Origin of the sequence: Enterobacter sp. ECC-249 (genome assembly GCF_043965265.1) — a bacterium.
GTDB classification, from domain to species: domain Bacteria; phylum Pseudomonadota; class Gammaproteobacteria; order Enterobacterales; family Enterobacteriaceae; genus Enterobacter; species Enterobacter quasiroggenkampii.
The window spans coordinates 1435999-1460349 of the sequence record NZ_CP143660.1 but is presented as its reverse complement, the minus strand read 5'-3'; the positions used below and the strand labels follow the sequence as shown (position 1 = coordinate 1460349).

At 52.1% G+C, this 24351-nt stretch carries 22 protein-coding genes and 1 tRNA gene; 11 read left to right on the top strand and 12 right to left on the bottom strand.

Annotation, left to right across the window (positions count from 1 at the left end; all coding sequences use genetic code 11):
* Window positions 1-56 precede the first annotated feature (56 nt).
* Window positions 57-1166 (top strand): AI-2E family transporter, encoded by a 1110-nt coding sequence (locus V1587_RS06985; protein WP_024906767.1) that lies wholly within the window; start codon window positions 57-59, stop codon window positions 1164-1166.
* A 119-nt stretch (window positions 1167-1285) separates the two neighbouring features.
* A complete protein-coding gene (locus tag V1587_RS06980; RefSeq protein WP_371899759.1) occupies window positions 1286-3070 on the top strand; it encodes a diguanylate cyclase in 1785 nt (594 codons plus the stop codon).
* A 31-nt stretch (window positions 3071-3101) separates the two neighbouring features.
* On the opposite strand, the gene V1587_RS06975 is transcribed toward V1587_RS06980, so the two are convergent.
* Window positions 3102-3611, bottom strand: coding sequence for a hypothetical protein (locus V1587_RS06975; RefSeq protein WP_371899760.1), 510 nt, complete (start codon window positions 3609-3611; stop codon window positions 3102-3104).
* A gap of 16 nt (window positions 3612-3627) precedes the next feature.
* Window positions 3628-4527 (bottom strand): LysR family transcriptional regulator, encoded by a 900-nt coding sequence (locus tag V1587_RS06970; protein WP_371899761.1) that lies wholly within the window; start codon window positions 4525-4527, stop codon window positions 3628-3630.
* Between the two features lie 109 nt (window positions 4528-4636).
* On the opposite strand from V1587_RS06970, the gene V1587_RS06965 reads away from it, so the two are divergent.
* The 7 genes from V1587_RS06965 to catA all read left to right on the top strand — a co-directional run bounded on the left by V1587_RS06965 (window position 4637) and on the right by catA (window position 12076).
* Window positions 4637-5842, top strand: coding sequence for an L-dopachrome tautomerase-related protein (locus V1587_RS06965; RefSeq protein ID WP_371899762.1), 1206 nt, complete (start codon window positions 4637-4639; stop codon window positions 5840-5842).
* A 217-nt stretch (window positions 5843-6059) separates the two neighbouring features.
* Window positions 6060-6671: a flavin reductase family protein gene (locus tag V1587_RS06960; RefSeq protein WP_371899763.1), complete on the top strand. Its 612-nt coding sequence runs from the start codon at window positions 6060-6062 to the stop codon at window positions 6669-6671.
* Between the two features lie 162 nt (window positions 6672-6833).
* On the top strand, window positions 6834-7907 hold the full coding sequence (locus V1587_RS06955) for a catalase family peroxidase (RefSeq protein ID WP_371899764.1): 1074 nt from the start codon (window positions 6834-6836) through the stop codon (window positions 7905-7907).
* Window positions 7904-8491: a cytochrome b gene (locus tag V1587_RS06950; RefSeq protein WP_371899765.1), complete on the top strand. Its 588-nt coding sequence runs from the start codon at window positions 7904-7906 to the stop codon at window positions 8489-8491. Before V1587_RS06955 ends, V1587_RS06950 begins: the two co-directional genes overlap by 4 nt.
* A gap of 400 nt (window positions 8492-8891) precedes the next feature.
* Window positions 8892-9386: a molybdopterin-dependent oxidoreductase gene (locus V1587_RS06945; RefSeq protein WP_024909477.1), complete on the top strand. Its 495-nt coding sequence runs from the start codon at window positions 8892-8894 to the stop codon at window positions 9384-9386.
* 17 nt (window positions 9387-9403) lie between these two features.
* Window positions 9404-11335, top strand: coding sequence for an EAL domain-containing protein (locus tag V1587_RS06940; RefSeq protein WP_371899766.1), 1932 nt, complete (start codon window positions 9404-9406; stop codon window positions 11333-11335).
* 63 nt (window positions 11336-11398) lie between these two features.
* On the top strand, window positions 11399-12076 hold the full coding sequence (gene catA / locus V1587_RS06935; RefSeq protein WP_371899767.1) for a type A chloramphenicol O-acetyltransferase: 678 nt from the start codon (window positions 11399-11401) through the stop codon (window positions 12074-12076).
* A gap of 179 nt (window positions 12077-12255) precedes the next feature.
* Here catA and V1587_RS06930 read toward each other — a convergent pair whose 3' ends face one another.
* The 6 genes from V1587_RS06930 to proB all read right to left on the bottom strand — a co-directional run bounded on the left by V1587_RS06930 (window position 12256) and on the right by proB (window position 17664).
* A complete protein-coding gene (locus V1587_RS06930; protein WP_395314543.1) occupies window positions 12256-12789 on the bottom strand; it encodes a hypothetical protein in 534 nt (177 codons plus the stop codon).
* Between the two features lies 1 nt (window position 12790).
* A complete protein-coding gene (locus V1587_RS06925) occupies window positions 12791-13972 on the bottom strand; it encodes a hypothetical protein (RefSeq protein WP_395314542.1) in 1182 nt (393 codons plus the stop codon).
* Window positions 13973-14460: 488 nt separating this feature from the next.
* Window positions 14461-14733 carry an ogr/Delta-like zinc finger family protein gene (locus V1587_RS06920; protein ID WP_395314541.1) on the bottom strand — a complete coding sequence of 91 codons (273 nt, stop codon included), beginning with the start codon at window positions 14731-14733 and terminating at the stop codon, window positions 14461-14463.
* Between the two features lie 375 nt (window positions 14734-15108).
* Window positions 15109-15184, bottom strand: a tRNA-Thr gene (locus V1587_RS06915).
* Window positions 15185-15295: 111 nt separating this feature from the next.
* The gene (proA, locus tag V1587_RS06910) at window positions 15296-16549 is read right to left on the bottom strand and encodes a glutamate-5-semialdehyde dehydrogenase (protein WP_032646979.1); all 1254 of its coding nucleotides are present in this window, start codon (window positions 16547-16549) and stop codon (window positions 15296-15298) included.
* 11 nt (window positions 16550-16560) lie between these two features.
* Entirely contained in the window at window positions 16561-17664 is a 1104-nt protein-coding gene (gene proB, locus V1587_RS06905) for a glutamate 5-kinase (RefSeq protein ID WP_023310508.1), read from the bottom strand.
* Window positions 17665-17968: 304 nt separating this feature from the next.
* Here proB and phoE point away from each other — a divergent pair, with 304 nt between their 5' ends.
* Window positions 17969-19021 carry a phosphoporin PhoE gene (gene phoE / locus V1587_RS06900; protein WP_371899778.1) on the top strand — a complete coding sequence of 351 codons (1053 nt, stop codon included), beginning with the start codon at window positions 17969-17971 and terminating at the stop codon, window positions 19019-19021.
* A gap of 161 nt (window positions 19022-19182) precedes the next feature.
* On the opposite strand, the gene crl is transcribed toward phoE, so the two are convergent.
* The 3 genes from crl to gpt form a co-directional block, all read right to left on the bottom strand.
* Window positions 19183-19584 carry a sigma factor-binding protein Crl gene (gene crl / locus V1587_RS06895; RefSeq protein WP_371899779.1) on the bottom strand — a complete coding sequence of 134 codons (402 nt, stop codon included), beginning with the start codon at window positions 19582-19584 and terminating at the stop codon, window positions 19183-19185.
* 57 nt (window positions 19585-19641) lie between these two features.
* Window positions 19642-20886 (bottom strand): esterase FrsA, encoded by a 1245-nt coding sequence (gene frsA / locus V1587_RS06890; protein WP_395314540.1) that lies wholly within the window; start codon window positions 20884-20886, stop codon window positions 19642-19644.
* Between the two features lie 104 nt (window positions 20887-20990).
* The gene (gpt, locus tag V1587_RS06885) at window positions 20991-21449 is read right to left on the bottom strand and encodes a xanthine phosphoribosyltransferase (RefSeq protein ID WP_003863205.1); all 459 of its coding nucleotides are present in this window, start codon (window positions 21447-21449) and stop codon (window positions 20991-20993) included.
* 260 nt (window positions 21450-21709) lie between these two features.
* Here gpt and pepD point away from each other — a divergent pair, with 260 nt between their 5' ends.
* A complete protein-coding gene (gene pepD / locus V1587_RS06880; protein WP_063439699.1) occupies window positions 21710-23167 on the top strand; it encodes a cytosol nonspecific dipeptidase in 1458 nt (485 codons plus the stop codon).
* A 76-nt stretch (window positions 23168-23243) separates the two neighbouring features.
* On the opposite strand, the gene dinB is transcribed toward pepD, so the two are convergent.
* Entirely contained in the window at window positions 23244-24302 is a 1059-nt protein-coding gene (dinB, locus tag V1587_RS06875) for a DNA polymerase IV (RefSeq protein ID WP_371899781.1), read from the bottom strand.
* Between the last annotated feature and the right edge of the window lie 49 nt (window positions 24303-24351).

The window sequence follows — 24351 nt, the reverse complement described above, 5'->3', positions numbered from 1 at the left end:
AATTCTCACAATCAGTTCTATAGTCGTCACAGTTTCTTAGTAACCAGGACTGACTGATGCGCTTTAACGGACTGACTAAAGGTTTCTTTATTTTCATTCTCGCCCTTGTAACCTGGGCCTTCTTCGACGTGCTGTCGCCCTACTTCTCCGCGATACTGTGGGCCGCCATTCTGACCGTCATCTTCAACCCGGTAAAAAACAAGCTGCGCGCCGCGCTGGGGGATCGCAACGGGCTGGCCTCGCTGTTGACCATCGGTATTATTTGTCTGATCGTCTTTATTCCGCTGATGGTGATCCTCTCCTCGCTCGCCATTGAGCTGAATGTGGTTTACACCAAACTGCAGGAGAATAACACCCAGTTCCCGGAAGTGGTGGCGAGCATCTTCAACCACCTGCCTGACTGGGCCAGCGGCTTCCTGGCGGATCACAACCTGACCAATGCGGCGCAGATCCAGAAAAAACTCTCTGATGTCGCGCTGCAGGGCGGGCAGTATCTGGCGGGCAGCGCGTTCCTGATCGGCAAGGGGACGTTTGGCTTTGCGATTAGCTTCGGCATCATGCTGTATCTGCTGTTCTTCCTGCTGAAAGACGGCCCGTATCTGGTGCGCCAGATCCTCGACTCCCTGCCGCTGTCTGATTTTGCCAAGCAGCATCTGTTCGCCAAATTCGTCGGCGTGTCGCGCGCCACGGTGAAAGGGACGGCGGCGGTGGCCGTGGTTCAGGGCATCCTCGGCGGGATTGCGTTTGCCATTGCCGGTATCGACGGCAGCGTGCTCTGGGGCGCATTAATGGCCTTCCTCTCGCTGGTGCCCGCCATCGGCTCGGCGATTGTCTGGGTGCCCGCCGCCATCTTCCTGTTCGCCACGCACCAGATCTGGCAGGGGCTGTTTATTGTCGGTTTCTTCGTGATCGTCGTCGGGCTGGTGGACAATATCCTGCGCCCACTGCTGGTGGGGAAAGACACAAAAATGCCGGACTACCTGATTCTGATCTCCACTCTCGGCGGCATGGAGCTGTACGGCATTAACGGCTTTGTGATTGGGCCGCTCATTGCCGCGCTGTTTATCGCCTGCTGGAACCTCTTCTCAGGCCGCGATCACGAAGGTAACGCCGAAGAGCTGGACCCCGATTTCATCGAGGAAGGAAAAAATCCTCCAGATTTGTAATGGCGTGACGATAAAGACCACACCAGGCGGCGCTGAGCCGCCTTTTTTTTCGCCTTAAATCAGACGTTTTCTATAATTTGAAGAACGCCATCCTACTCATGTCGTAAAAGGATCATCTGGTGCGAATCGCGACGATAACAAACTGGGCCTATGGGGCCACGGTCTGCCTGACCATCGCCTCCGGCATCATCATGCTGATGGCGTCCAGTGCGGATACCCTCGAACGTCAGGCCGTTGAACAGCGGCAGAAATTTGATCAGCTGACGGAAGATATCGAAACCGATATCTGGGCGCAGTCTGATTTAGCGCGGCTGTACGTCATCAAAAAAGATCCTCAGGTGCTCAAGGAATATAACCAGGCAGAAAACAGCCTGAAGCGCATCGAGCTTCGGCTGGAAAAGCTGCAGGATAACGGCGCATCGGATGAGGAACTGGCCCTGCTGCATGAAGGAATAAAGATCGTCGATGAACTGCAGGACGAGCAGCAAACCGCCCTCGAAAGCCTGGAACGCGGTGAAGACGCCCAGGCCGTAGCCTTGCTCTATGGTCAGCCCTATGAGCAGGAGCTGGATCGCGCGCAGAATCAGATCGATCACTTTCGCCAGATACTCGACAAGCGCGTCATCGCCGCCGTTCAGGAGGCGACAAAAAAATCGAAAGCGCTGCGTACCGCCTCTGAGCTGACGGTTGGCCTGACCGCCCTGCTGTTCCTGTTTGTGCTCGGCTTTATATTAAAGCGCCGCGTGCTACGCCCCGTGGTGCGCCTGAGCGACGTGGTGCACCGTCTGGCATCCCAGGATTACGCGGTTGAAACACCCAATTTCAACCAGATCGATGAGATAGGCGATATGGCTCAGGCCATTAGCATCTTCCGTGAAAACGGCCTGGCGCGGCAGCGTCTGGAAAAAGAGCGCGATGCCGACTGGGCCATCCGCGAGCTGCTGGCGCGCATGACCCAGCGGCTGCAGGGGTGTGAGAACTTTAACGATGTGATTAACGTGGCGGAGCTGTTTGCCCCCAATATCGCGCCGGGGATCGCGGGCCGACTCTACGTCCTTGACCGCGAGCCGTGGCAGATGCGCTGCGTCGCGCAGTGGCTTTCGCCGGTTGGTGAAGAGACGACGTTCCATCCGGACGAGTGCTGGGCCGTGCGTCGCGGGCAGAGTCACCCACCGGTGAACGGCGAGCCGGATATTGCCTGTTATCATCTTCCGGCATCCCAGGCGGAAAGCGCGCTTTGCGTGCCGCTTATCGCTCAGGGCGAGGCCATTGGCCTGCTCTCCTTCCAGAATATTATGGCGGATAATGCCCCTTCCCGCGCGTATCTGGAGCTGATGGCCGAGGCGCTCGGGCTGGCGTTGGCCAACCAGCGTCTGCGCGACGCGCTGCTGGAAAAAGCGTTGTTTGACCCGCTCACCGGCCTGCGTAATCGTCACCATCTGGAAGATACCCTGCAAACCCAAACGGCACAGGCGATACGCACCGGCGTGCCGTTAAGCTGCATGATGATTGATATCGACCACTTCAAGAGTATTAACGATCGGTTCGGTCATGAAGCGGGCGATCTGGTGATCAAAAGCGTGGCGTCAATTGTTCAGCGCGCCGCACATGACAATGGGCTGGCATTCCGCTACGGCGGCGAGGAGTTTCTGGTGCTGCTTTCCGGTGCCGATGAAGCAGAAGCGTACGCCTGCGCGCAGAAGATTTACACAGGCGTGCATGAGCTGTCGCTTCGCTACGGGCTGACCGAGATTGGGCCGGTGGACGTGTCGATTGGCATTGCCAGCTATCCGCAACATGCCCAGACCGACAACCTGCTGCGCGCTGCGGATGTGGCGCTATACCGGGCAAAAGAGCTGGGACGCGCGCGGATTGTGAGTTTTGGGATGCTGGAGGCGGGCTGACGCTGATTCTCGCGCTCTGACTTTCCCCGATTCAGGCGCGGGTTATAGCCCAAAGCACGACAATCCCCAGGGCATTGCTCCGCTTTTCCACATACAGGGTGGTATCGGAATAAACGTTACCCTGCGGGTTACAGATGCGGATCTCTTTCTTTAATTCCGGCTCGTAGACTTCCGCACCCGAGCAGGTGTGGCGGGTACTGGATTCATACCGGTAAGGTTTGCTCCAGGCCGAATAGTCCCCCTCCAGCAGCCAGGCCGTTGTAAAGACCACGAACATGGCAACCGGCAGGCTGCAGATAAAGAAGCCAAGGTAGATTTTTACCGCGTCAGCAAGGCGCTTACCTTTCAGTCTCCCCTTTCTGATGAAATAGATCATCGCCACCAGTGCCAGCAGGAACGCCCCACAGGCAAGGTACTGCTCCCCGCGGATCGAAAGGTATGTCACGCGGTAAATGTTGACTGACCAGACCACAAAACCCGATATCAGTCCTATCCCGCCCGCGATGAGAGGGATCCAAAAGGAAAAACGCGCTTTTTTCATGGTGGACTCGTCCTTGTCATTCTTGTCGGGTCAGAAGGTCAATCATTGCCCGGGTAGCTGCTGACTGACGTCGGTGCGGGGCAAACAGCACGGAGAAAGGTCGCGATCGTCCCCGAAGGTGCGGCAGCACCTCAACTAACTGGCCGCCCTGTATTCTGTCGCGGACGATAAATTCATAGCTCTGACAGATCCCCATCCCCTGCTCCGCCAGCGAAACCACGCCGAGTACATCGTCTGATATTTCGATAGTTGAACACGGCATCCAGTCAATATCGCGCCCTTCATCATGAAATACCCAGGGGGCGATACGCCCGGTGCGCGGCATGATAAACGGCAGGCACTGATGGCCCTGCAGCTCTTCCAGCGCCTGAGGCTTTCCTCTCCGATGCAGGTAGTCCGGGGAGGCGACCAGGAGCAAGGCCGCGTCTTCCAGCTTACGCGCCACAAGTCCACTGTCAGGCAACTGTCCCAGACGGATCGCAAGATCGAACCCCTCAGCGATCAGGTCAACGTTGCGATTGGTAATGTTCAGCTCCACCTGTACGCGTGGGTAGCATTGATTATAGTGCGCCAGCAGCGGCGGCAGGCGGTAGTGGGCATAGGTGGTCGGGACGCTCATTCTCACGCGACCGGTCAGATCGCCCTCCTGACCCCGGCCAACGCGTTCGGCGTCATCGAGCAGAGAAAACGCTGAGCGAGCCTGCTCAAGATAGACGCGTCCGGCTTCGGTCAGCCCCACCCGGCGGGTCGTGCGCTGTAACAGCTGCCGTCCAAGGCGCGCTTCCAGGCGGGTGACCGCTCGGCTCAGTACCGAAGGGGTGGTTGAAAGGGCAACCGCTGCGGCAGTAAACGAGCCGTGCTCAACCACAGCAATGAAGACTTCAACGTCGCCGAGGTAATCGAATTTCCGGCTCATTTTGCTCTCTCAGGAACAAATGTTTTTCAATTCGGCTAATTTATCTCCCGTTGGGCGATGAGTAAAGTGGCCAGCATTCATCACCTGAACGTGCCACTGGAGCCTGTCAATGTTCAACCGCCCCCTTATTCTGCCCGCCATCGCAATGGCGGCGTTGTTCTCTTTCCCGAGTGTTGTTAACGCGGCGAACCACCCGCTTCTGGAGCGCTGGCGAAGCTACACCGGCGTGAGCTGGGAAACCGCTACAAACGGAAAGATACCTGCGACGTTTTCCGGTTCGGTCAATGCCCCTATTGCGGGTATCCACTTTGATGCAATGGACCGTGCCTTTGTCAGCACGCCCCGGCTGGTTTCCGCCGCAGCACCCGCCACGTTAAGCATTCTGGATACGACGGCGCAGTCTGGCCCTGCCCGCCTGACGGCGTTTCCCTCCCGCGAGGGGAATGCGGTGAACACCGATCCGGCTCAGAGCCTGCGCAACGTGCTCGGTTTTTATATTGACCGTAAAAACGGCTGGCTATGGGCGCTGGACATGGGGTTTGTTGCAGGCGAAACAGAGTCCCCCGTGGGGGCGCAGAAACTGGTCGTGCTGGATCTCCACTCTGGCCGTACCATCAAACGCATCGCCCTGGACGGCGTAGCGGACCGCAAGGCAAGTTTCCTTAATGATGTGGTGGTCGATGAGAACCGCCGTGTCGCCTATATCTCCGACAGCGGCTCGCGGAGTGCGCCTGAAAACCAGGTGGGACTAATTATCGTTGATTTCGCTACCGGTACGGCCCGGCGCGTGCTCGATCGTCACCCTGCGCTGCAGATTGAGCCTGGCGTTAACGTCGTCTCGCACGGGACTGAAGTCTGGCCTGGTAAACCATTACTGATAGGTATCAATGGCATTGCGCTTTCACCCGATGCGGGCACGCTGTACTGGACGGTGACAACCGGCACGCACGCCTATGCGGTACCGACTGCGATACTGAGGCAGCCTGCGTCAACCAATGCGCAAATCGCCGGGCAGATCCGCGATCTGGGTCGCGTGGGGGGCAACACCGACGGAATGGTGACAGATGTAAAAGGTAACCTCTACATTACCGATGTCACACGCAATGGTATCGTCAGATACGATCCTGAAACCCATTCCATGTCGCTGATTGCAGCAAGCGAAGAGGTGCGCTGGCCAGACACGCCGGCAATCCGTCCGAACGGAGACCTGGTATTTACCTCGAGTCGCCTCAATGACCACTTCGCGGGAACCGTTAAACCGGGAGAAGAACGCTATGATTTGTGGCGCTTGCGTCTCGATGCTTTACAAAAATAAGGGCAAGTAAACCAGGAGACCTGCATATATTGGCTCATAATTTCACAGGTTCTTATTTCCTTAAAGGCTGAACGTGATGTCTTCCCCCTGCTCAGAAAGAAGTGGTTAACATTGCGCTCCTGGAAATTCCGTGAGGTGCGTTTTACTTCGCGCTTCACCGAAGTAACGCACGTTTGCACAACGTAGACTGGGCCTTCGTTAATCAGAGGATGATAAAATGAAAACCCAGCAGGTCGATTTTGCTTCTTTATATTTTGGTACACCGGTCGCCATTATCTCCAGCCAAAATCCTGACGGTTCAACCAACCTGAGCCCGATCTCCTCGTGGTGGATCCTTGACCGAAATATCGTGTTCGGGCTTGGCACCTCCGGAAAGTGTTATGAAAATATCACGGGTAACCCCGATATTGTTCTGAACATACCGGACAGCAGGCTCTGGCAGAATATTGAAGCTATCGCAAATAAAACGGGAAAAGCATCGCCACCGGAATGGAAGAAAAAGATGGGATATGTTTTTGAACAGGACAAATTTAGCGGCGGGAATTTCCATAAGGAAAAGGCGGTGACGATTAACTCGTTGAGAATTAAAGAGTGTCCTGTACAAATAGAGGCTAAGGTTGGCGGGATAGCGCCCCTGACCGGTTCGCAGGGGAACCTGGTGTCCGTTGATGCCTCGATAACCTGCATCCACATATCTGAGGCATTATTAATTCGTACTCAGCGAGGGGTGAAATTTAATGTGGAGAAATGGAACCCCCTCTATTATCTATTTCGCCACTATTTCTCGCTGGGTCACCGACTCGGTCACAACTTCCGCCACGATGATTAACCCGGTCTTTTTGACAGCGGAAAGGTTTAAACTTTTCGTGATATTCTTTCTTTACGCCCCTTAGTTCCTATACTCGAGCCATATTCGCCACTGTATTAACACCTGTCACGCGCAATACGTTGCACATGGCAGGTGAAGATATTTTGTTCTGGAAAAACGTCTATGTCGAAACTGGATTTGAGGTCCAAAAACACCTGGGGCGCGCTGGCAGCGATCGCCGTTGTCGCCGGTACGCTGGCATCTGCTTTTGCATGGACGGCGGGCTGGCTTGGGTCGCGCACGGTGAGCCAGGCACTGGTAGGGGAAACACCGAAACCCTTCCCGCCGGGTTTTCGCCGCGCGCATGGAAAAGGCATCTGCTTTGCCGGCACCTTTACGCCAAACGGCTCGGCGGCTTCTCTTTCAACCTCCCGCCTCTTCTCGCAGCAGGAAGTGCCCGTGGTGGGCCGATTCTCTATTGGTACCGGCGATCCGCATGCCCCGGATAGTACGACCAAAACCCTGAGCATGGCGCTGCTGCTGAAGACAGATGATAAGCAACAATGGCGGATGGCAATGAACAACGAGCCTTTCTTCGCCACGCACAGCCCGGAAGGTTTTCTGGCCTTGCGAAAAGCCACGGCCGTTGATGCGGCCACCGGCAAACCGGATCCGCAGCGTCTCAAAGACTTTTTGAAAGCGTACCCGGAGGCGGAGAAATACCTAAAATGGGCGGCACAAAAACCCGCGCCCGGCAGCTTCGCGGGGGCGACGTTTTACAGCATTAACGCCTTTTACCTTGTGAACGCGCAGGGGGACCGTCAGGCCGTTCGCTGGATGATGCGTCCGCACGAGCCTTTCCTGTTGATAAGCGATGAGCAACGACAGAAAGCCGATGACAACTTCCTGTTCGAAAATCTGCGTCAGCGCCTGGCGCAGAAGCCACTCTACTGGGATTACGTTTTGCAGCTCGCACAGCCGGGCGATCCGGTGGATGACCCTTCCCAGCCATGGCCGGACGATCGCAAAAAGGTGGTCGCCGGCACGCTGGAAGTAGCGCGGGTCGAAGCACAATCTACAGGCGCGTGCCGCGACATTAACTTTGATCCTTCTGTCGTACCTGCAGGCGTTGCGGTGTCTGACGATCCCATCTTGAACGCCCGCTCCGCAGCCTACTCCCACTCTTTCAGCCGTCGTGAGCGGGAAATCGGCTACGGCAAGGCCACCGAAGCCGTGCAAAAGCAGGAGGTAAAATGAGCTCAAATAAAGATATGCGAGCGCGCGCGCCGCAGAATTTCAATACCCTGGCGCGAAGCCTGCACTGGCTGATGGCGGTGATGATCCTGGCCATGCTTTTCATCGGTGCCGCGATGATGACGTCGTTACATCACCGGATTTGGCTAATCGACCTCCACCGGCCGCTGGGTATCGCCATTTTACTTCTGGCACTGGTTCGTCTGGTCAATCGACTTTTGAGCCGCACGCCCCCACTTCCTGCCGATTTGCCCGTCTGGCAGCTGCTTGCCGCAAAGGCATCACACTGGATGCTGTATGGGTTAATGCTGGCAATGCCGCTGCTGGGCTGGGCGCAGCTGTCGGCAGCAGGCCTGCCGATTGTGATGGTTGATGGCGTCAACCTGCCGGCAATTGTCCCGACCAGTCCAGCACTCTATGCCTGGTGCCACGACGCCCATAGCCTTCTGGCAAAGTTGCTTTTTGCCGTGGTGCTGGTCCATCTCTCCGCCGCACTCGTTCATGCGTGGATCTACCGGGACGCAGTGTTTGCCAGCATGGCGAAAGGGGGTAAGTCTGCGTCAGCCACCCGAGATGACGTAAAGTAAGGCAAGCGGCAGGTGACACGCACAATCAGAATGTTCGTGTCCTCGCTTATCATCGCCATCCTGAAACAGCGCACACAACCGGGGCGCGTATTTAGTCTCCAGATTCGCGCTCCAAAAAGCCGCGGACACCCCACAATTATCGTGGAAGATAATATCTCTCAATTAAAGCGATTATTTTTTAAACAGAAGAGCATTTATGCCCGCAATTTTGGCTTTTATCAAAAAGTTAAGCGTTCCTCGAGTATCAAACACCCTGACACCCTCAACACCTAAACCATTGATTAAAATGAGATTTCACCAATAAAAACGATAAAACCCCCTACTCCCCAACAAAATATATCAACTCGTGTGATATCTAAATTATAATTCTTATACTTCTGTTAAAAAGGTGGAGGTCAAAATGCGATTAACCCTACTGCTGTTATGCTGTCTGGTACAAAGTGTAACCTGGGCTGGCGACCTGCCAAAACCAGTTGGTAAACCCATTTTAACGATTTACGGTAATATAGAAAATACCAATGAAAATGGAAAAGCAGTGTTTGATCTCGCCAGCCTTGAAAAACTCGGAGTAGTGAGTTTCGAGACGACCTCCCCCTGGTATAACGGCCGTACGAAGTTTGAGGGTGTCCCCATGAGCAAGCTCATGGATTATGTTGGTGCAAAAGGTACGAACGTTAATGTTATTGCGCTTAATGATTACTCAACCGTCATCCCTCTTAGCGACTTTAAAAAATACAACGCCATCCTTGCCTTAAAGGTCAATGGCGAATATATGCGCATCCGCGATAAAGGCCCATCGTTCATTGTATACCCCTATGACAGTCTTCCTGAGTTGAATAATCAGATTTATTACTCACGATCAGCATGGCAGGTAAGCAAAATGAAGATTGAGTAGTCGTTCAGGAGAACATAATGAACAGGATACTGGTTGGTATCATTTTTTCTCTTTTTATCACGACAGGATATATTGCATACCTTGTTTATGATCGACAGCAGGAATTGCAAAAACTGACTCAATACACTGAGTCCTGGTCCGTGGCACAACTGGTATCAGAGTATTACCGTTTTGAATCATGGCTTGGTCTATACGCAACCGATACTGATGACGTTACGATAGACCAGGTCCGCATGCGCCTCGAAATTATGCTCAGTCAGGGCGATTTAATGAAAGGGGGCGATTTAGGTCGCTACATTGACAGCGATAAAACGCATCAGGAGCTCGCTCTACGCTTAGAAAAAATACTGGCCTATCTTGATAGTCATCTTGAAAAAATGAGCCATCCGGAGTTACAGGCATACCTGACAAATATGCATGAACTCGATGCACCGCTCAGCCAACTGTCTGCTACGGCATTAACAAAAGATATTAACACAGTTAATGAATCCAATAAAAAAATACAAATTCTGTACTATATTTATTCCGCACTTTCTTTGCTTCTGGTGATTTTAAGCTTTATTCTTGGCTTCTTAATGATCTACCAGAATAAAAACATTCTGAAAGCACACATGCAGGTGAAAAGCCTGGCAGACGAACTTCAAATATCAAAAGAAAAACTGCAAATTCAGAACTCGAAGCTGGAGTATGATGTTTATCATGACTCCCTCACCGGCATGAAAAACCGCCTTTTCTTCTGGGACGATCTCAACAAAATTAATCTTCAGGCAGATAAAAACCACGTCCCAGTCACCGTGATGTTATTTGATTTAGACCGCTTCAAAGAGGTCAACGATACGTATGGCCATGATACGGGAGATTTGCTGCTGAATCAGGTATCCCGACGGCTTACCTCGATGAGCAGCGCAACGGATACATTTTACCGTTTGGGCGGCGATGAATTCGCCCTTCTCTCCAGCGGACTTACGGAAACCGCTGCCGTTTCGCGCGCCAAAGAAATCAGCGATCATATCAGCCAGCCCTATACGATTAATAATCAGCTGATAAAAATTGCCACCTGCGTGGGTATCGTATTATCAGATAATGAACGACGCTCTGATTATCTTTACAAATTTGCCGATCTGGCCCTCTACGAAGCGAAAAAAGAAGGTTCGCAGCAGATCAAGGTCTTCCGGCAGTGGATGCTGCAAAGACTGCAGGAGAGCAGAACCCTTGAACATGATATGGCTCTGGCGATCGATCACAATGAATTCGTTGTGTATTACCAGCCTATTGTTGACTCATTCAGTAATGAAATTTACGGCTATGAAGCGCTTATTCGCTGGATACACCCGGTGAAAGGGATTCTCGCGCCAGATTATTTTATTTCCGTCGCTGAAAAAACCGGGATGATCAATGAGATCGGCAGGTCGGTGCTTGAGATGGCCTGCCGGGAAGCGGTGTCCTGGGCGGTGCCGGCCAGGATCTCGGTGAACGTCTCACCCGTTCAGCTAGGCAGTAAATCGTTTACCACGATGGTGCAGTCCATCCTGAAAGAAACGGGGCTACCGGCCAGCCGACTCGAGTTAGAGGTAACAGAGTCTTCGCTCTTCAGTGACAGCAACATGCCGATCACTATTCTCAAAAAACTCCGGGCATTGGGTGTCAAAATTTCTATCGATGATTTCGGAACCGGATATTCCTCGCTCTCACGACTGAGTGAACTTAATTTTGATAAAATTAAGATAGATAAATCCTTTGTGAATCCGATATCCACGCAGGATGATGCCCTTAATATCGTTAAGTTGATTACCGGCATGGCGAAAAGCCTCAATATGCGGGTCATTGCAGAGGGTGTAGAAACCGAAGCGCAGCTTGAACGTCTTCAGGCGCTTGGCTGCGATCTCGTGCAGGGATACCTGTTCGGAAAACCACAGGCTGAGATTGACAGGAAGATTAGATACGGTTGAAATGGTTGTGCGGTTTTTTCCGGCCCAAAATCATGTAGACGATTGATAATCAAAGGTTAAACAATGAAAAAAACAGCCCCGGACTATACGCCTGTTGATTTATCTCGTTGGCCAAGGAAGGAGCATTTTGAAGTCTTCCAGTCATTTGCTGAATGCACAATTAACCAAACCGTTCTGATCGACATTACCGCGCTGCGAAAACATATCAAAGAGGTGGGCTGGAAGTTTTACCCGACGATCATTTTTCTCCTGTCTAACATCATGAACCGGCATCCTGAGTTCCGTATGGCCATGAAGGACAATGAGCTTGTCATATGGAATGAAGTTCATCCCAGCTACACCATTTTCCACCCAGAAACGGAGACCTTTTCGTCACTGTGGAGCCACTATGACGGCAATATGCATCACTTCCAGAACACGTATGCAGAAGATACGGCCCGCTATGGAAATAGCCTTTCCTACTGGCCTAAGGAAGAGTCCCGGGAAAACGTCTTTTTCGTCTCGTCTATTCCGTGGGTAACGTTCACGAACTTTACGATGAACATTGCGCACATGAAGAACTTCTTTTCGCCTATGTTCACGTTTGGAAAATACTACGAGCAGGATGGAAAAGTGCTGTTGCCGCTCGCGGTGCAGGTGCATCATTCGGTGTGCGATGGTTTCCATGTGGCAAGGATGTTTAATGAGCTGCAGGAGATGTGTGATGGTTTGTCGGGACTGTCAGAGGAGAGGAATGGCTGATGCACAAGGGACAAATGTTGTTTATTTGATAGTCTGAAGACTACGTAAAAAATGGTGCGATAATAGGATTCAAACATTAACATAAACAACTGTTTTAAAAGAAAAAATAACAACAAAAATACGCTAATGCCCCCATTTATGCCCCCTAAACACCTTTATTAGGTGCAAAGGGGGAATTGTCAATCATGCTTGATTCGAGATTCACTTATACGGGCGTGTAAGTTACTTACAAAACGCAAATTACTCTTGATAACACTAAAGATGCAACGAGCTTGAAGCCAACAAGAGAAATAAACCAAAGTAAAAGAAATGACTCTAATAAATTGTCTTAATTCTTGGTAAATCACTGTTTTATAGAATAAGGACTTAAGCATGTAAAATACAAGCGTCCCTAACATCACTAAAGCAGATATTATTATGACATATATTAGTTTCTCAATCCTAGGTACATCCTTACTGTTTTTAATATAATCAACATTATCATTAACAATACTCTGAATAGCGTTTGGGTAAAGAAACCCCACCCATAACCCAACAATTGTAAATATTGCAGCCGATATATTCTGCAAAGTACCCACAACGTCTTTAATATCATTAAATGATAATGAATCTCTAACAATGATAATTAGAATAACCATAATGAATAGAAAGCACACATCAATTTTTGATGCATCCCACAATTCATGTAAGGCTTTTTTAGCTCCAGGACTCATATTACTCCCCTACCACTTGTACAAGATCGTTTAATGCTGGATTTTGATCTTCTAAAGCAATATTAGGAGCATCTTCTTCGCTCCCTTCAACATCACCCTCTTGCACAATTACAGAATTAAGCATATCGGCTCTGACTGTATTAATTTCTGCAAGTAAACGCTCAGGTGAATAATGCGAGAAACCATCTGAATCTATAGGTAACGTTGATTTAACAATATATTTAGTTAACCATATTGGAATATCAGAATCTTTAATTTTAAAACCAATGTCAGCCCAATCGGTTTCATCCGTTCTCTGTTCGAAAAGTAGTGCGATTTCTTCTGCCGAAGGTGCTCCATCGATTTTGACTTCGATACGCTTAGGGGCTTGAAGTTGAGGAGCCTCACCAAATAAAGATGGTAGATATTCACTAGCTAATCGAAGTAAAGGACCACGCTCGTCCTCCACATGTGTTGTAGTTGTATCTCTAATTATGGTTTGAGTTATCTGAGGCAACAGCGCTTCTAAATTCCTAACAGCGGTTCTCATTTTAGTTTGTTCGGTCTCAAATTTAAATATGCAGTTGCACTGTTCTTTCCCTTCACCATATTCAAATCTAGTTTTAACTGTATTAATAACTCGTCCTGGCTGACGATGATCCTGATGTGTAGAAGTAGTTTGTTTTTTTACACCATCAACGTTACCATTATTATTAACGAAAGACGTGACATAATTACAAAACCTTATGGTATCAGCACCAGAATGAGGGAAGATTATAGAAGCAATTTTATTATGTTCAGGAATTATCCAATAATAGCAAGGCTCCCCCCAAATTACAGGCTCTCCCTCGACTTCAGTTCCTGCTTTAACCGTTTCACTTTCATTAGCTCCTACAGCCGAACCAATGCGCACACCATGTAGATTTCCTGCCCCATCACCAACTGCTCTTAATAGAACAATAACAATATCGTTTGTATCGGGGTCAATTGCAACTCCCCTGCAATATGTCTTTGAGCGCATAGGATGCGTATTTACATCCCATGGAATGGTTTGCTCAATAGTCTTACCTCGCAGCCAATTCTCAAAGTCGGCAAAAATCTCATTCAATGTTCCATATTTGTAATCTAATTCTTTAGCTTTACGTTTTAAACGATAAAAACCAAAAGCATTAATATCAAAAAAAGTAACAGAACCATTATCCATAATTTTTCCCTTTCTAATAGAGTATCTTTTTGCTGTATTTTCCCATATTAAACATCACGTTAAGTTTGGTAAAGTTATTTTTGCCCATTTCATGTTCAATCACTCATTGTTGTGAAAAAACTGAAAAAGACCAAAATTGCACTACACCGCACCCGCCTGCGGTTTTCAGATCGCAAAAATTTTTCAGTTGGGATTTTTTACAAATGATAGCGCCAGACCGCGCCACAACTGGGGATTTACAGCGAGCAGAGAACTGAAAAGAGTGAAAAGAATTTCAGCTTTTTTCAGTTCAGCTTTACTCTAAAATCGTAAGCACTTGAATTAAGCTATTGATAGTAAAGGGATATAAATTTTTAGGTGAGATTTTTCATGATAATTGATGGCACACTTAAAAGTTAAAAAACTGATTCTTATAGACATTTTTTCTTAAGCAGCTGAAATTTAATGAACCGAAGCCGGGAAAATTTTAGTTACTCCCGGCGAACCGTTCAGTGACTCTCTTTGGCTGCCATCAGGAGTTCTAATGCTTTTTGTCGCTCGTCCGGTGGCAGGGCATCCATTAGCTCTTTAATCCGTCCCTGGCCGCGCAAAGCGCTGGGACTAATCGTGTGTGAGAATGAAACGTTCATCACAAACGTATGCCCACACTCTACATTTGAACAATAGCAGAAAACATCTGACAATTTGGGGTGCTTTCGGTTTGTTTTCCTCACCGTTGCCGCAGACATACACTCCGGGCAGTAAATTGTCATCACTCGCATCGCTAAACCTCTGTTGCCTGCCAGAAGAAAGGATTTTGGTTCCCCTCCATTTTGTTCTGAACGTGTAACACTGGTAGCAAGTATTAAATCGAGAGGTAACGAGAGGTAACATACTGAGTTTTTTACCTCTATTACAGGCCACCTCCATCAGATGGTTTATAGCTTATATCTTTACCTTTAGCGGCTTCTACCTGACTGGCATTCAGCATCATCGAGGACACATTTACTAAGCCGAACAGATGATGCCCTGATTGCCCCCCAATCGCATGTTGATTTCATGAGACAAGGGGTGACCTCAAACGACTAAAACAGTCGTAATTTGTATGTTTTGAAAGGTTTTGTTGATGTGAATTGACTTGAGAAAATTATGAGGGATGGTGCCGATAATAGGAGTCGAACCTACGACCTTCGCATTACGAATGCGCTGCTCTACCAACTGAGCTATATCGGCCCTGAGAGGCCGGTTACGAGTGTAACCACGGGGCAAAAGGTTAGATCTATCCGGGTGATGCGTCAATGCCCTTTTGAATCAAACGGCTATTTTTGCATCACCCGTGATTATTTACGCACGAATCGTATCGTCGCCGAAGCCGATCCACTTGTACGTGGTCAGCGCTTCCAGTCCCATCGGACCGCGCGCGTGCAGTTTCTGCGTGCTGACCGCCACCTCGGCGCCGAGGCCGAACTGGCCGCCGTCGGTGAAGCGGGTGGAGGCATTCACATACACCGCAGAGGAATCCACTTCGTTCACAAAGCGATCGGCATTGCGCAGGGTGCGCGTCAGGATGGCGTCAGAATGCTGCGTGCCATGCTCACGGATGTGCGCAATCGCATCGTCGAGATCGCTCACGATTTTCACGTTCAGATCCAGTGACAGGAACTCGTCGTCGTACTGCTCCGCGTTGACGGGAACGACGTTAGCCGGGCCATCCTGAAGCAGCGCGAGCGCACTGGCGTCAGCATGCAGCGTCACGCCGCTCTCTGCCATCTGTTTGCTCAGGGCCGGAAGGAAAGTGTTCGCAATGTCCTGATGCACTAGCAGCGTTTCAACGGTGTTACAGGTGCTTGGACGCTGGGTCTTCGCGTTAACGATAATCTTCAGCGCCGGTGCAATCTCAGCGCTGTCGTCGACCACGATGTGGCACACGCCAATACCGCCGGTGATCACCGGAATCGTCGACTGCTCGCGGCACAGCTTGTGCAGGCCCGCGCCGCCGCGTGGGATCAGCATGTCGATGTATTTGTCCATGCGCAGCATTTCGTTGACCAGCGCGCGGTCCGGGCTCTCAATTGCCTGCACGGCACCCGCCGGTAAGCCACACTCTTCCAGCGCCTGCTGAATGACTTTCACCGTCGCGGCGTTGGTGCGCCAGGTCTCTTTCCCACCGCGCAGAATAGCGGCGTTGCCGGTTTTCAGGCAGAGGGAGGCGACATCCACCGTCACGTTTGGACGGGCTTCATAAATAACGCCGATAACGCCGAGCGGCACGCGGCGGCGCTCCAGGCGTAAACCGCTGTCGAGCAGCCCACCGTCAATCACCTGCCCTACCGGGTCGGCCAGATTGCAGACCTGACGAACATCGTCGGCGATACCTTTCAGGCGGGCCGGGGTCAACGCCAGACGGTCGAGCATGGCTTCGCTCAGACCGTTGCGGCGCGCTTCCAGTAAATCCTGCTCGTTGGCGAGCAAAATTTCCTGGGACTGAGATTCCAGATAATCAGCGATTTTTTCCAGCACGCGGTTTTTTTCGCGGCTGGAAAGGAGCGCCAGTTTGTAAGAGGCGGCCTTCGCGGCGGCGCCCATTTGTTCCAGCATGTTCTGGCTCCTTAACGAATAATCATGTCATCGCGATGCACGGCAACCGGGCCATATTCATAGCCCAGAATGGCGTCGATCTGCTGCGAATGGTGACCCGCGATGCGGCGCAGGGCATCGCTGTTATAGCGGCTTACGCCGTGGGCGATGTCGCGACCTTCGAGGTTACGGATACGGATCACTTCACCACGGGAGAAGTTGCCTGTCACGCTTTTAATTCCTTTAGGAAGTAATGAACTTCCTCGTTCCAGAATCGCGGCGGTCGCCCCTTCATCAACGACGAGTTCGCCCGCAGGCGGCGCGCCAAATATCCAGCGTTTACGGTTTTCCAGCGGGGATTCCTGGGCGTGGAAGCGGGTGCCGACGGAGATGCCTTCCATCACGTCGCCAATCACGCCAGGACGGCTGCCCGCGGCAATGATGGTGTCGATACCGGCGCGGCACGCCACGTCGGCGGCCTGCAGCTTGGTCCCCATCCCGCCCGTTCCCAGGCCGGACACGCTGTCACCGGCGATGGCGCGCAGCGCATCGTCGATACCTTGAACGTCGGTAATCAGCTCGGCTTCCGGGTTAGAGCGCGGATCGGCGGTGAACAGCCCCTGCTGATCGGTCAGAAGCAGTAATTTATCGGCGCCGGCCAGAATGGCGGCCAGCGCAGAAAGGTTATCGTTATCTCCCACTTTGATTTCAGCGGTAGCAACGGCATCGTTCTCATTAATGACCGGAACGATATTGTTGTCGAGCAGCGCGCGCAGGGTATCGCGGGCGTTCAGGAAGCGCTCTCTGTCTTCCATATCCGCACGCGTCAGCAGCATCTGCCCGACGTGGATGCCATAGATAGAGAACAGCTGCTCCCAGAGTTGAATGAGTCGGCTTTGTCCCACGGCGGCCAGCAGCTGTTTGGAGGCGATCGTCGCGGGAAGTTCGGGGTAACCCAGGTGTTCACGCCCGGCGGCAATCGCCCCGGAGGTCACAATCACAATACGATGCCCTGCGGCATGTAACTGAGCGCACTGACGTACAAGCTCAACAATGTGGGCGCGATTTAGGCGGCGCGATCCGCCTGTTAAAACACTGGTACCGAGTTTTACCACCAGCGTCTGGCTGTCACTCATGATTCTCTGCCGTTCAACGATAAGGGAAAGTAATGTCGAACGAACGTTTTAGCAGGAGTCAGCCCCGTTGCCAACTGCCTTAGCACATCGCGAAACACTTTGTTGCGCGGGATCAGGAAGCGTAGCGGGAGAATTTGACACTTTTATTACCGAAATAATAAATCACAGTTTTTTAAAATTATTCTTAGTTTGTCATAAAAGTTTCATTCCAGAACGATAAAACCCTTCCTGTTTTTTCACGGGACTTAAGCAAGAGCTTATCGTCCAGCGAATTTTTTAGCGCGTTTATAAGACAGGATCGAAAATGAAAAAGAGCACTCTGGCATTAATGGTTATGGGCGTAGTGGCTTCCGCATCCGTTCACGCAGCTGAAGTTTATAATAAAAATGGTAATAAGCTGGACGTGTACGGCAAAGTGAAAGCCATGCACTACATCAGCGATGATGCCACCAAAGATGGCGATCAGACTTACGTTCGTTTCGGTTTTAAAGGCGAAACGCAGATTAACGATCAGCTGACGGGCTATGGCCGTTGGGAATCTGAATTTGCAGGTAACAAAGCCGAGAGCGACTCCTCTCAGAAAACCCGTCTGGCGTTCGCGGGCCTGAAGCTGAAAAACTTTGGTTCTCTGGATTACGGTCGTAACCTGGGTGCCCTGTATGACGTCGAAGCATGGACCGATATGTTCCCTGAGTTCGGCGGCGATTCTTCCGCGCAGACCGATAACTTCATGACCAAGCGTGCGACCGGTCTTGCTACCTACCGTAACACCGACTTCTTCGGCGCGGTTGACGGTCTGGACATGACCCTGCAGTACCAGGGCAAAAACGAAAACCGTGACGCCAAGAAACAGAACGGTGACGGTTTTGGTACCTCTCTGACCTATGACTTCGGCGGCAGCGATTTCGCCGTCAGCGGCGCCTACACCAGCTCTGACCGCACCAACGCGCAGAACCTGCTGGCGCGTGGCCAGGGGCAGAAAGCCGAAGCCTGGGCTACCGGTCTGAAATATGACGCGAACGATATTTATCTGGCAGCGATGTATTCAGAAACCCGCAATATGACGCCAATTTCTGGCGGGTTTGCAAATAAAGCACAGAACTTTGAAGTGGTCGCACAATATCAGTTCGATTTCGGTCTGCGTCCGTCCCTGGGTTATGTCCAGTCTAAAGGCAAAGATATCGAAGGTATCGGTGACGAAGATCTGGTGAAATATATTGACGTTGGCGCGACCTATTACTTCAACAAAAATATGTCCGCGTTTGTTGATTATAAAATCAACCAGATTGACGACGATAATAAACTGGGCGTGAGCAGCGATGACATTGTTGCTCTGGGTATGACCTACCAGTTCTAATGATGCGAAATAAAAAACCGGCCTCTGCCGGTTTTTTTTTATTTCGGGGATTAATGCGGACTGGTGCCCTCACCCCGGCCCTCTCCCACGGGGAGAGGGAGAAAACCATCATTTTTTGTAGGCCGGGTAAGGCGAAGCCGCCACCCGGCGCTGGGACACCATCAGGCAGTCAGCTTCACCGCTTCGCTGGAAAAGTTATCCGCTGGCTCGAACTTGAGATCCAGAGTCGCCAGCAGTGCGCGTGCCTTATCGTGGAACTCTTTCAGGGTGTATTCCAGACGGTCAATCACTTCCTGATCTTTAATGGTGGTCGCCTGCCAGTTGCCGTCTTTATTAAACAGGCCAAACTGGTAGCTATACGTAAAGCGTTTTTCCTCTGCTTCCATTTCCATCCACCAGCCCCAGAATTCACGTTTTTCGGGTGCAGGCTTCACGTTGACGCATACAGCCAGGCAGTCGAAAAAAAAGCGATTCTCTTCACACTGCTCTTCTCGAATATACGGGCCGAGAGCCATAAACTTCTTAATCAGTCTACTTTTCGGGTGTCCACTCGGTAACGTCATTGCGATCTCCTTTTGTGAAGCCACTGTTTTACCAAACCAGCAAAATTTAGCAATCTATTAACACAATCTCTGAGCGATCCAGCGCGTAATCTCTTTCAGTGCTTTATCGAAATTCTGATAGACCGGGCTGAACGGCACCTCAAGCAGTTTGCCATCCGCAGATGACGACGTGATTAAGCGCGACTCTTCTTCCGGACTGAACGGATCGTTTTTCCAGAAACCCGACAGCATCGGCGTTGGGCAGCGACGTCCCAGTAACCCTTGCGTTTTTAACGAGTAGCGATTGAGCTCAACGCGCAGCGCTTCATCTGATGCATCATGCATGCCAAGACGACTGGCCAGCACATCAAGGTACATTTCAGGCACGCTTCCCTGGCGTGCGGGATCGCTGAGCAGGGCGTGAACGACCGGACCAAGGCAGGCGACGGCTTTAAGGCGCGAAGATTCAAGGTAAGCCAGACGTACCGCGACGTTCGCGCCAAAGCGGAAGCCAAATGCCGCCACGCGGGTGTGGTCAACCCACGGAATGTTTTCCAGCGCTTTTAGCGCATGCTGGTGCAGCAGGCTGGAATCCTGAGTCAGCTTCCATTTGGAGGAGAAGCCGATTGAGGGCATATCAAGCGTCAGCATCGCGATCCCTTTTGGTGCGAAGTAACGCTCATACAGGCTGTAATAATCGATTTGCAGAGAGTCCAGCCCACCGCACATCAGCACGGTCGGGAACGGACCGTCGCCTTCCGGCATATGCAGGAACCCGGTGACGGGTGCGCCACCTGGAATGCTGAACTCAAGCTCGCGCATTTGGCCCGGCAAACGCTGCGCCGCCTCTTCATAAGCACGGTTCGCCAGCGCCTGGGCCTGCTCCGCCAGCTCATCACCTTTCAGATGTGGATACGCGGCGATGGCGAAGAGATTGGCCGCATGCAGCCAGTGCTTGCCGCTACGCGTGGCATCCTCTTCCTGACTGGCTTTTTGCTGCCAGAGCATCGCCTGTTTCGACCACTCATAGATCCAGTTGCCGCCGCGATAGCCCACCACCGTATCGTAAAGCTCGCTATCGGTCCGTTCGGCTTCACTCATCACGATACGCGCCTGCACGTCAAGGATTTCACGGGGGTCGATACCGCGCCAGATCCACATCAGGCGGTTAATCATACGATACCAGTGAGGCACGTTTTTGCCGTCTAACGCGGACTGGACGGCAGGCTGGGTCCCCGGATTAAAGCGACGCACCAGCGTCGACGTTTCAGGGTGTTTGAAACGGGGTTTGAAAAGTGTCTCGGTGAGATTCGCCTGCGTCATTGCGTTGCCTCCATGAATACGTCATATGGAGACTATTGTAACGCGTGGCAGGCCAAAAAGAACAACGCCCGGCATAGCCGGGCGTGTAAAGTTACGTACTGGTATTAACGGCCTGAAATCGGCGGTACGAAGACCACGCCCATATCCCATGGCTGTTCAATCCAGGTATCCTGCGGAATATCAATCACGTAATCGTCAACCAGCGGACGGCCAGCAGGCTTCGCGAAGATAGTGACGAAATGTGCTTTCGGATACATTTCGCGGATAGCGACCGCAGTACCGCCGGTATCCACCAGGTCATCAATAACGATAAAGCCTTCACCGTCGCCTTCCGCGCGTTTCAGCACTTTCAGCTCACGCTGGTTGTCATGGTCATAGCTGGAGATGCAGACGGTATCGACATGACGAATACCCAGCTCACGTGCCAGCAGCGCCCCCGGTACCAGACCGCCACGGCTGACGGCAATAATGCCTTTCCACTGTTCGGAAGGCATCAGACGCGCAGCCAGTTTGCGTGCGTGAATCTGCAACATGTCCCAGGTGACGACGTATTTTTCGCTCATGTGAAGTGTCCCAGCCTGTTTTTATACGGCTTAAAAAGTGTTCGAGGGGGAAATAGGTTGCGCGAGATTATAGAGATCTGACGCACTAAAAACCAGTGTTTAGCGCCCTCTGCCTGAGTTTTTACATGCTTTATGCTACCAGCCAGCAGAGAAAGTGGTATTCTCAGTTTCATCTCGCAAGCCTGACTTGTGGTAACTATTAACCTGCTAACCCTGTGACCTGCAACCCTGTTTGCAGCGCCTCGACAAGGAGACTTATCGTGTCTGAACTGTCTCAACTATCTCCGCAGCCGCTGTGGGATATTTTTGCCAAAATCTGCTCCATTCCACACCCTTCCTACCACGAAGAACAGCTTGCCGAACATATTATGGGCTGGGCGAAGGAAAAAGGTCTGCATGCGGAACGTGACCAGGTTGGCAACATTCTGATCCGCAAACCCGCCACCGCAGGCATGGAAAACCGTAAACCGGTTGTGCTGCAGGCGCACCTGGACATGGTGCCACAGAAGAACAACGATACCGTTCACGACTTCACCAAAGACCCGATTCAACCGTACATCGACGGCGACTGGGTGAAAGCGCGCGGCACTACCCTGGGCGCGGATAACGGCATCGGTATGGCCTCTGCGCTGGCCGTGCTGGCCGACGACAGCGTTGAGCATGGTCCACTGGAAGTGCTGCTGACCATGACCGAAGAAGCGGGCATGGACGGCGCGTTCGGGCTGCAGGCAAACTGGCTGCAGGCGGATATTCTGATCAACACCGACTCCGAAGAAGAAGGTGAGATCTACATGGGCTGCGCGGGCGGGATTGATTTCATCTCTACCCTGCCGCTGTCGCGCGAAGCGATCCCTGCCGGTTTCCAGACCTTCAAGCTGACGCTGAAAGGTCTGAAAGGCGGCCACTCCGGCGGCGATATTCACCTGGGTCTGGGCAACGCCAACAAGCTGCTGGCCCGCTTCCTGGCAGGCCATGCGGCCGAGCTGGATCTGCGTCTGGTTGACTTCAACGGCGGTACCCTGCGCAACGCGATCCCACGCGAAGCCTTCGCCACCGTAGCGGTTCCAGCAGCAAAAGCGGACGAGCTGAAAAAACTCTCCACCGTGTACCTGGATATCCTGAAAAACGAACTGTCGGCGAAAGAGAAGAACCTCACCGTGGTGCTGGAATCCGTCTCCACGGATAAAGCCGCGCTGACCGCGCAGTCTCGTGACACCTTCGTTCAGCTGCTGAACGCAACGCCAAACGGCGTGATCCGCAACTCTGACGTGGCGAAAGGCGTGGTGGAAACCTCACTGAACGTGGGCGTGGTGACCATGAGCGACGACAGCGCGGAGATCATCTGCCTGATCCGCTCCCTTATCGACAGCGGTAAAGAGTATGTGGTGAGCATGCTGGAATCTCTGGGCACGCTGGCGGGCGCGAAAACGTCTGCAAAAGGCAGCTACCCGGGCTGGCAGCCGGATGCAAGTTCTCCGGTGATGGCGCTGGTGCGTGAAACCTATCAGCGTCTGTTCAACAGCACGCCGAACATTCAGGTGATCCACGCGGGTCTGGAATGTGGTCTGTTCAAGAAACCGTATCCTGATATGGACATGGTTTCTATCGGGCCAACGATTACCGGTCCGCACTCGCCGGATGAGCAGGTTCATATCGAAAGCGTTGGCCATTACTGGACGCTGCTGACTGAACTGCTGAAAGCGATCCCTGCGAAGTAACATCTTCATCCCAACCCTCTTCCTCTGGAAGAGGGTGAAAAACCCAGGCCCGGTAAGCGTAGCGCACCGGGCTTTTTTACAGTCCTAATACCAGCTGTCGCTCTAACTGCGGATCCAGCAGCGTGACGTGCAATCCCACCAGCCTCACCCCTCGCCCGCCCCGGCGCTCTTCCCATGCCTTTTTTGCCGTTGCGATAAGATCGTCTTTATTCAGACGCGGCCAGACGTGTTCCTGCGTGGTCTGCTGGAAGTCATTGAATTTGAGCTTGATGCCCTGACGGGCGATGAGCAGGTCCGGCTTTACCTTGCTTAAGCGTCGTTCCAGCTCCGGGTAGAGCTGTTCCGTGATAATAGATTCGCACTCGGACCAGTCATGAATATCTTCAATGAGGGTACGCTCAACGCCGACGGATTTCCGCAGCCGCTCGTTGTTCACATCGCGATCGTCAATCCCCTGGCTGCGCTCCCACAGCACGCGGCCAAACTTCCCGAAGCGCTTGAGCAGCATGGCGAGATCGCTTCGCTGCACGTCTTCGCAGGTCCGTAACCCCATGCTTTCCAGCTTTGCGGCGGAAACTTTCCCCACGCCGGGGATTTTGCCGAGCGGCAGCGTTTTTAAAAAAGCAGGCACCTCTTCCGGCGTGATGACGTACTGGCCGTTGGGCTTATTTAAATCCGAGGCAATTTTGGCAAGGAATTTAACGGGCGCGACGCCCGCAGACGCCGTCAGATTCAGCTCGTTGAAAATCGTCTGGCGGATCTCCTGAGCCATCAGCGTGGCGGAGCCGTGGCAATGTACGCTGTCGGTCACGTCGAGATAGGCTTCGTCCAGCGACAGCGGCTCTATCAGAGAGGTATAGCGGGAGAAGATTTCCCGAATGTGAAGGGAAGCCTCTTTATAGGCTTCAAAACGGCCGGGCAGAAGCGTGAGATGAGGGCAAAGCTTCAAGGCCATCGCCGTCGGCATGGCGCTTCGCACGCCAAATTTGCGCGCAGGATAGTTGGCGGTGCTGATGACACCACGCTGAACGCGGCTGCCGCCAATGGCGATGGGAATATCCCGTAGCGCCGGGTTGTCACGCATCTCCACTGCGGCAAAAAAGCAGTCCATATCGACATGGATTATTTTGCGCATAGTAAGCCCTCACTCATCACTGGATAAGTATACAGTAAATAAATGAGGG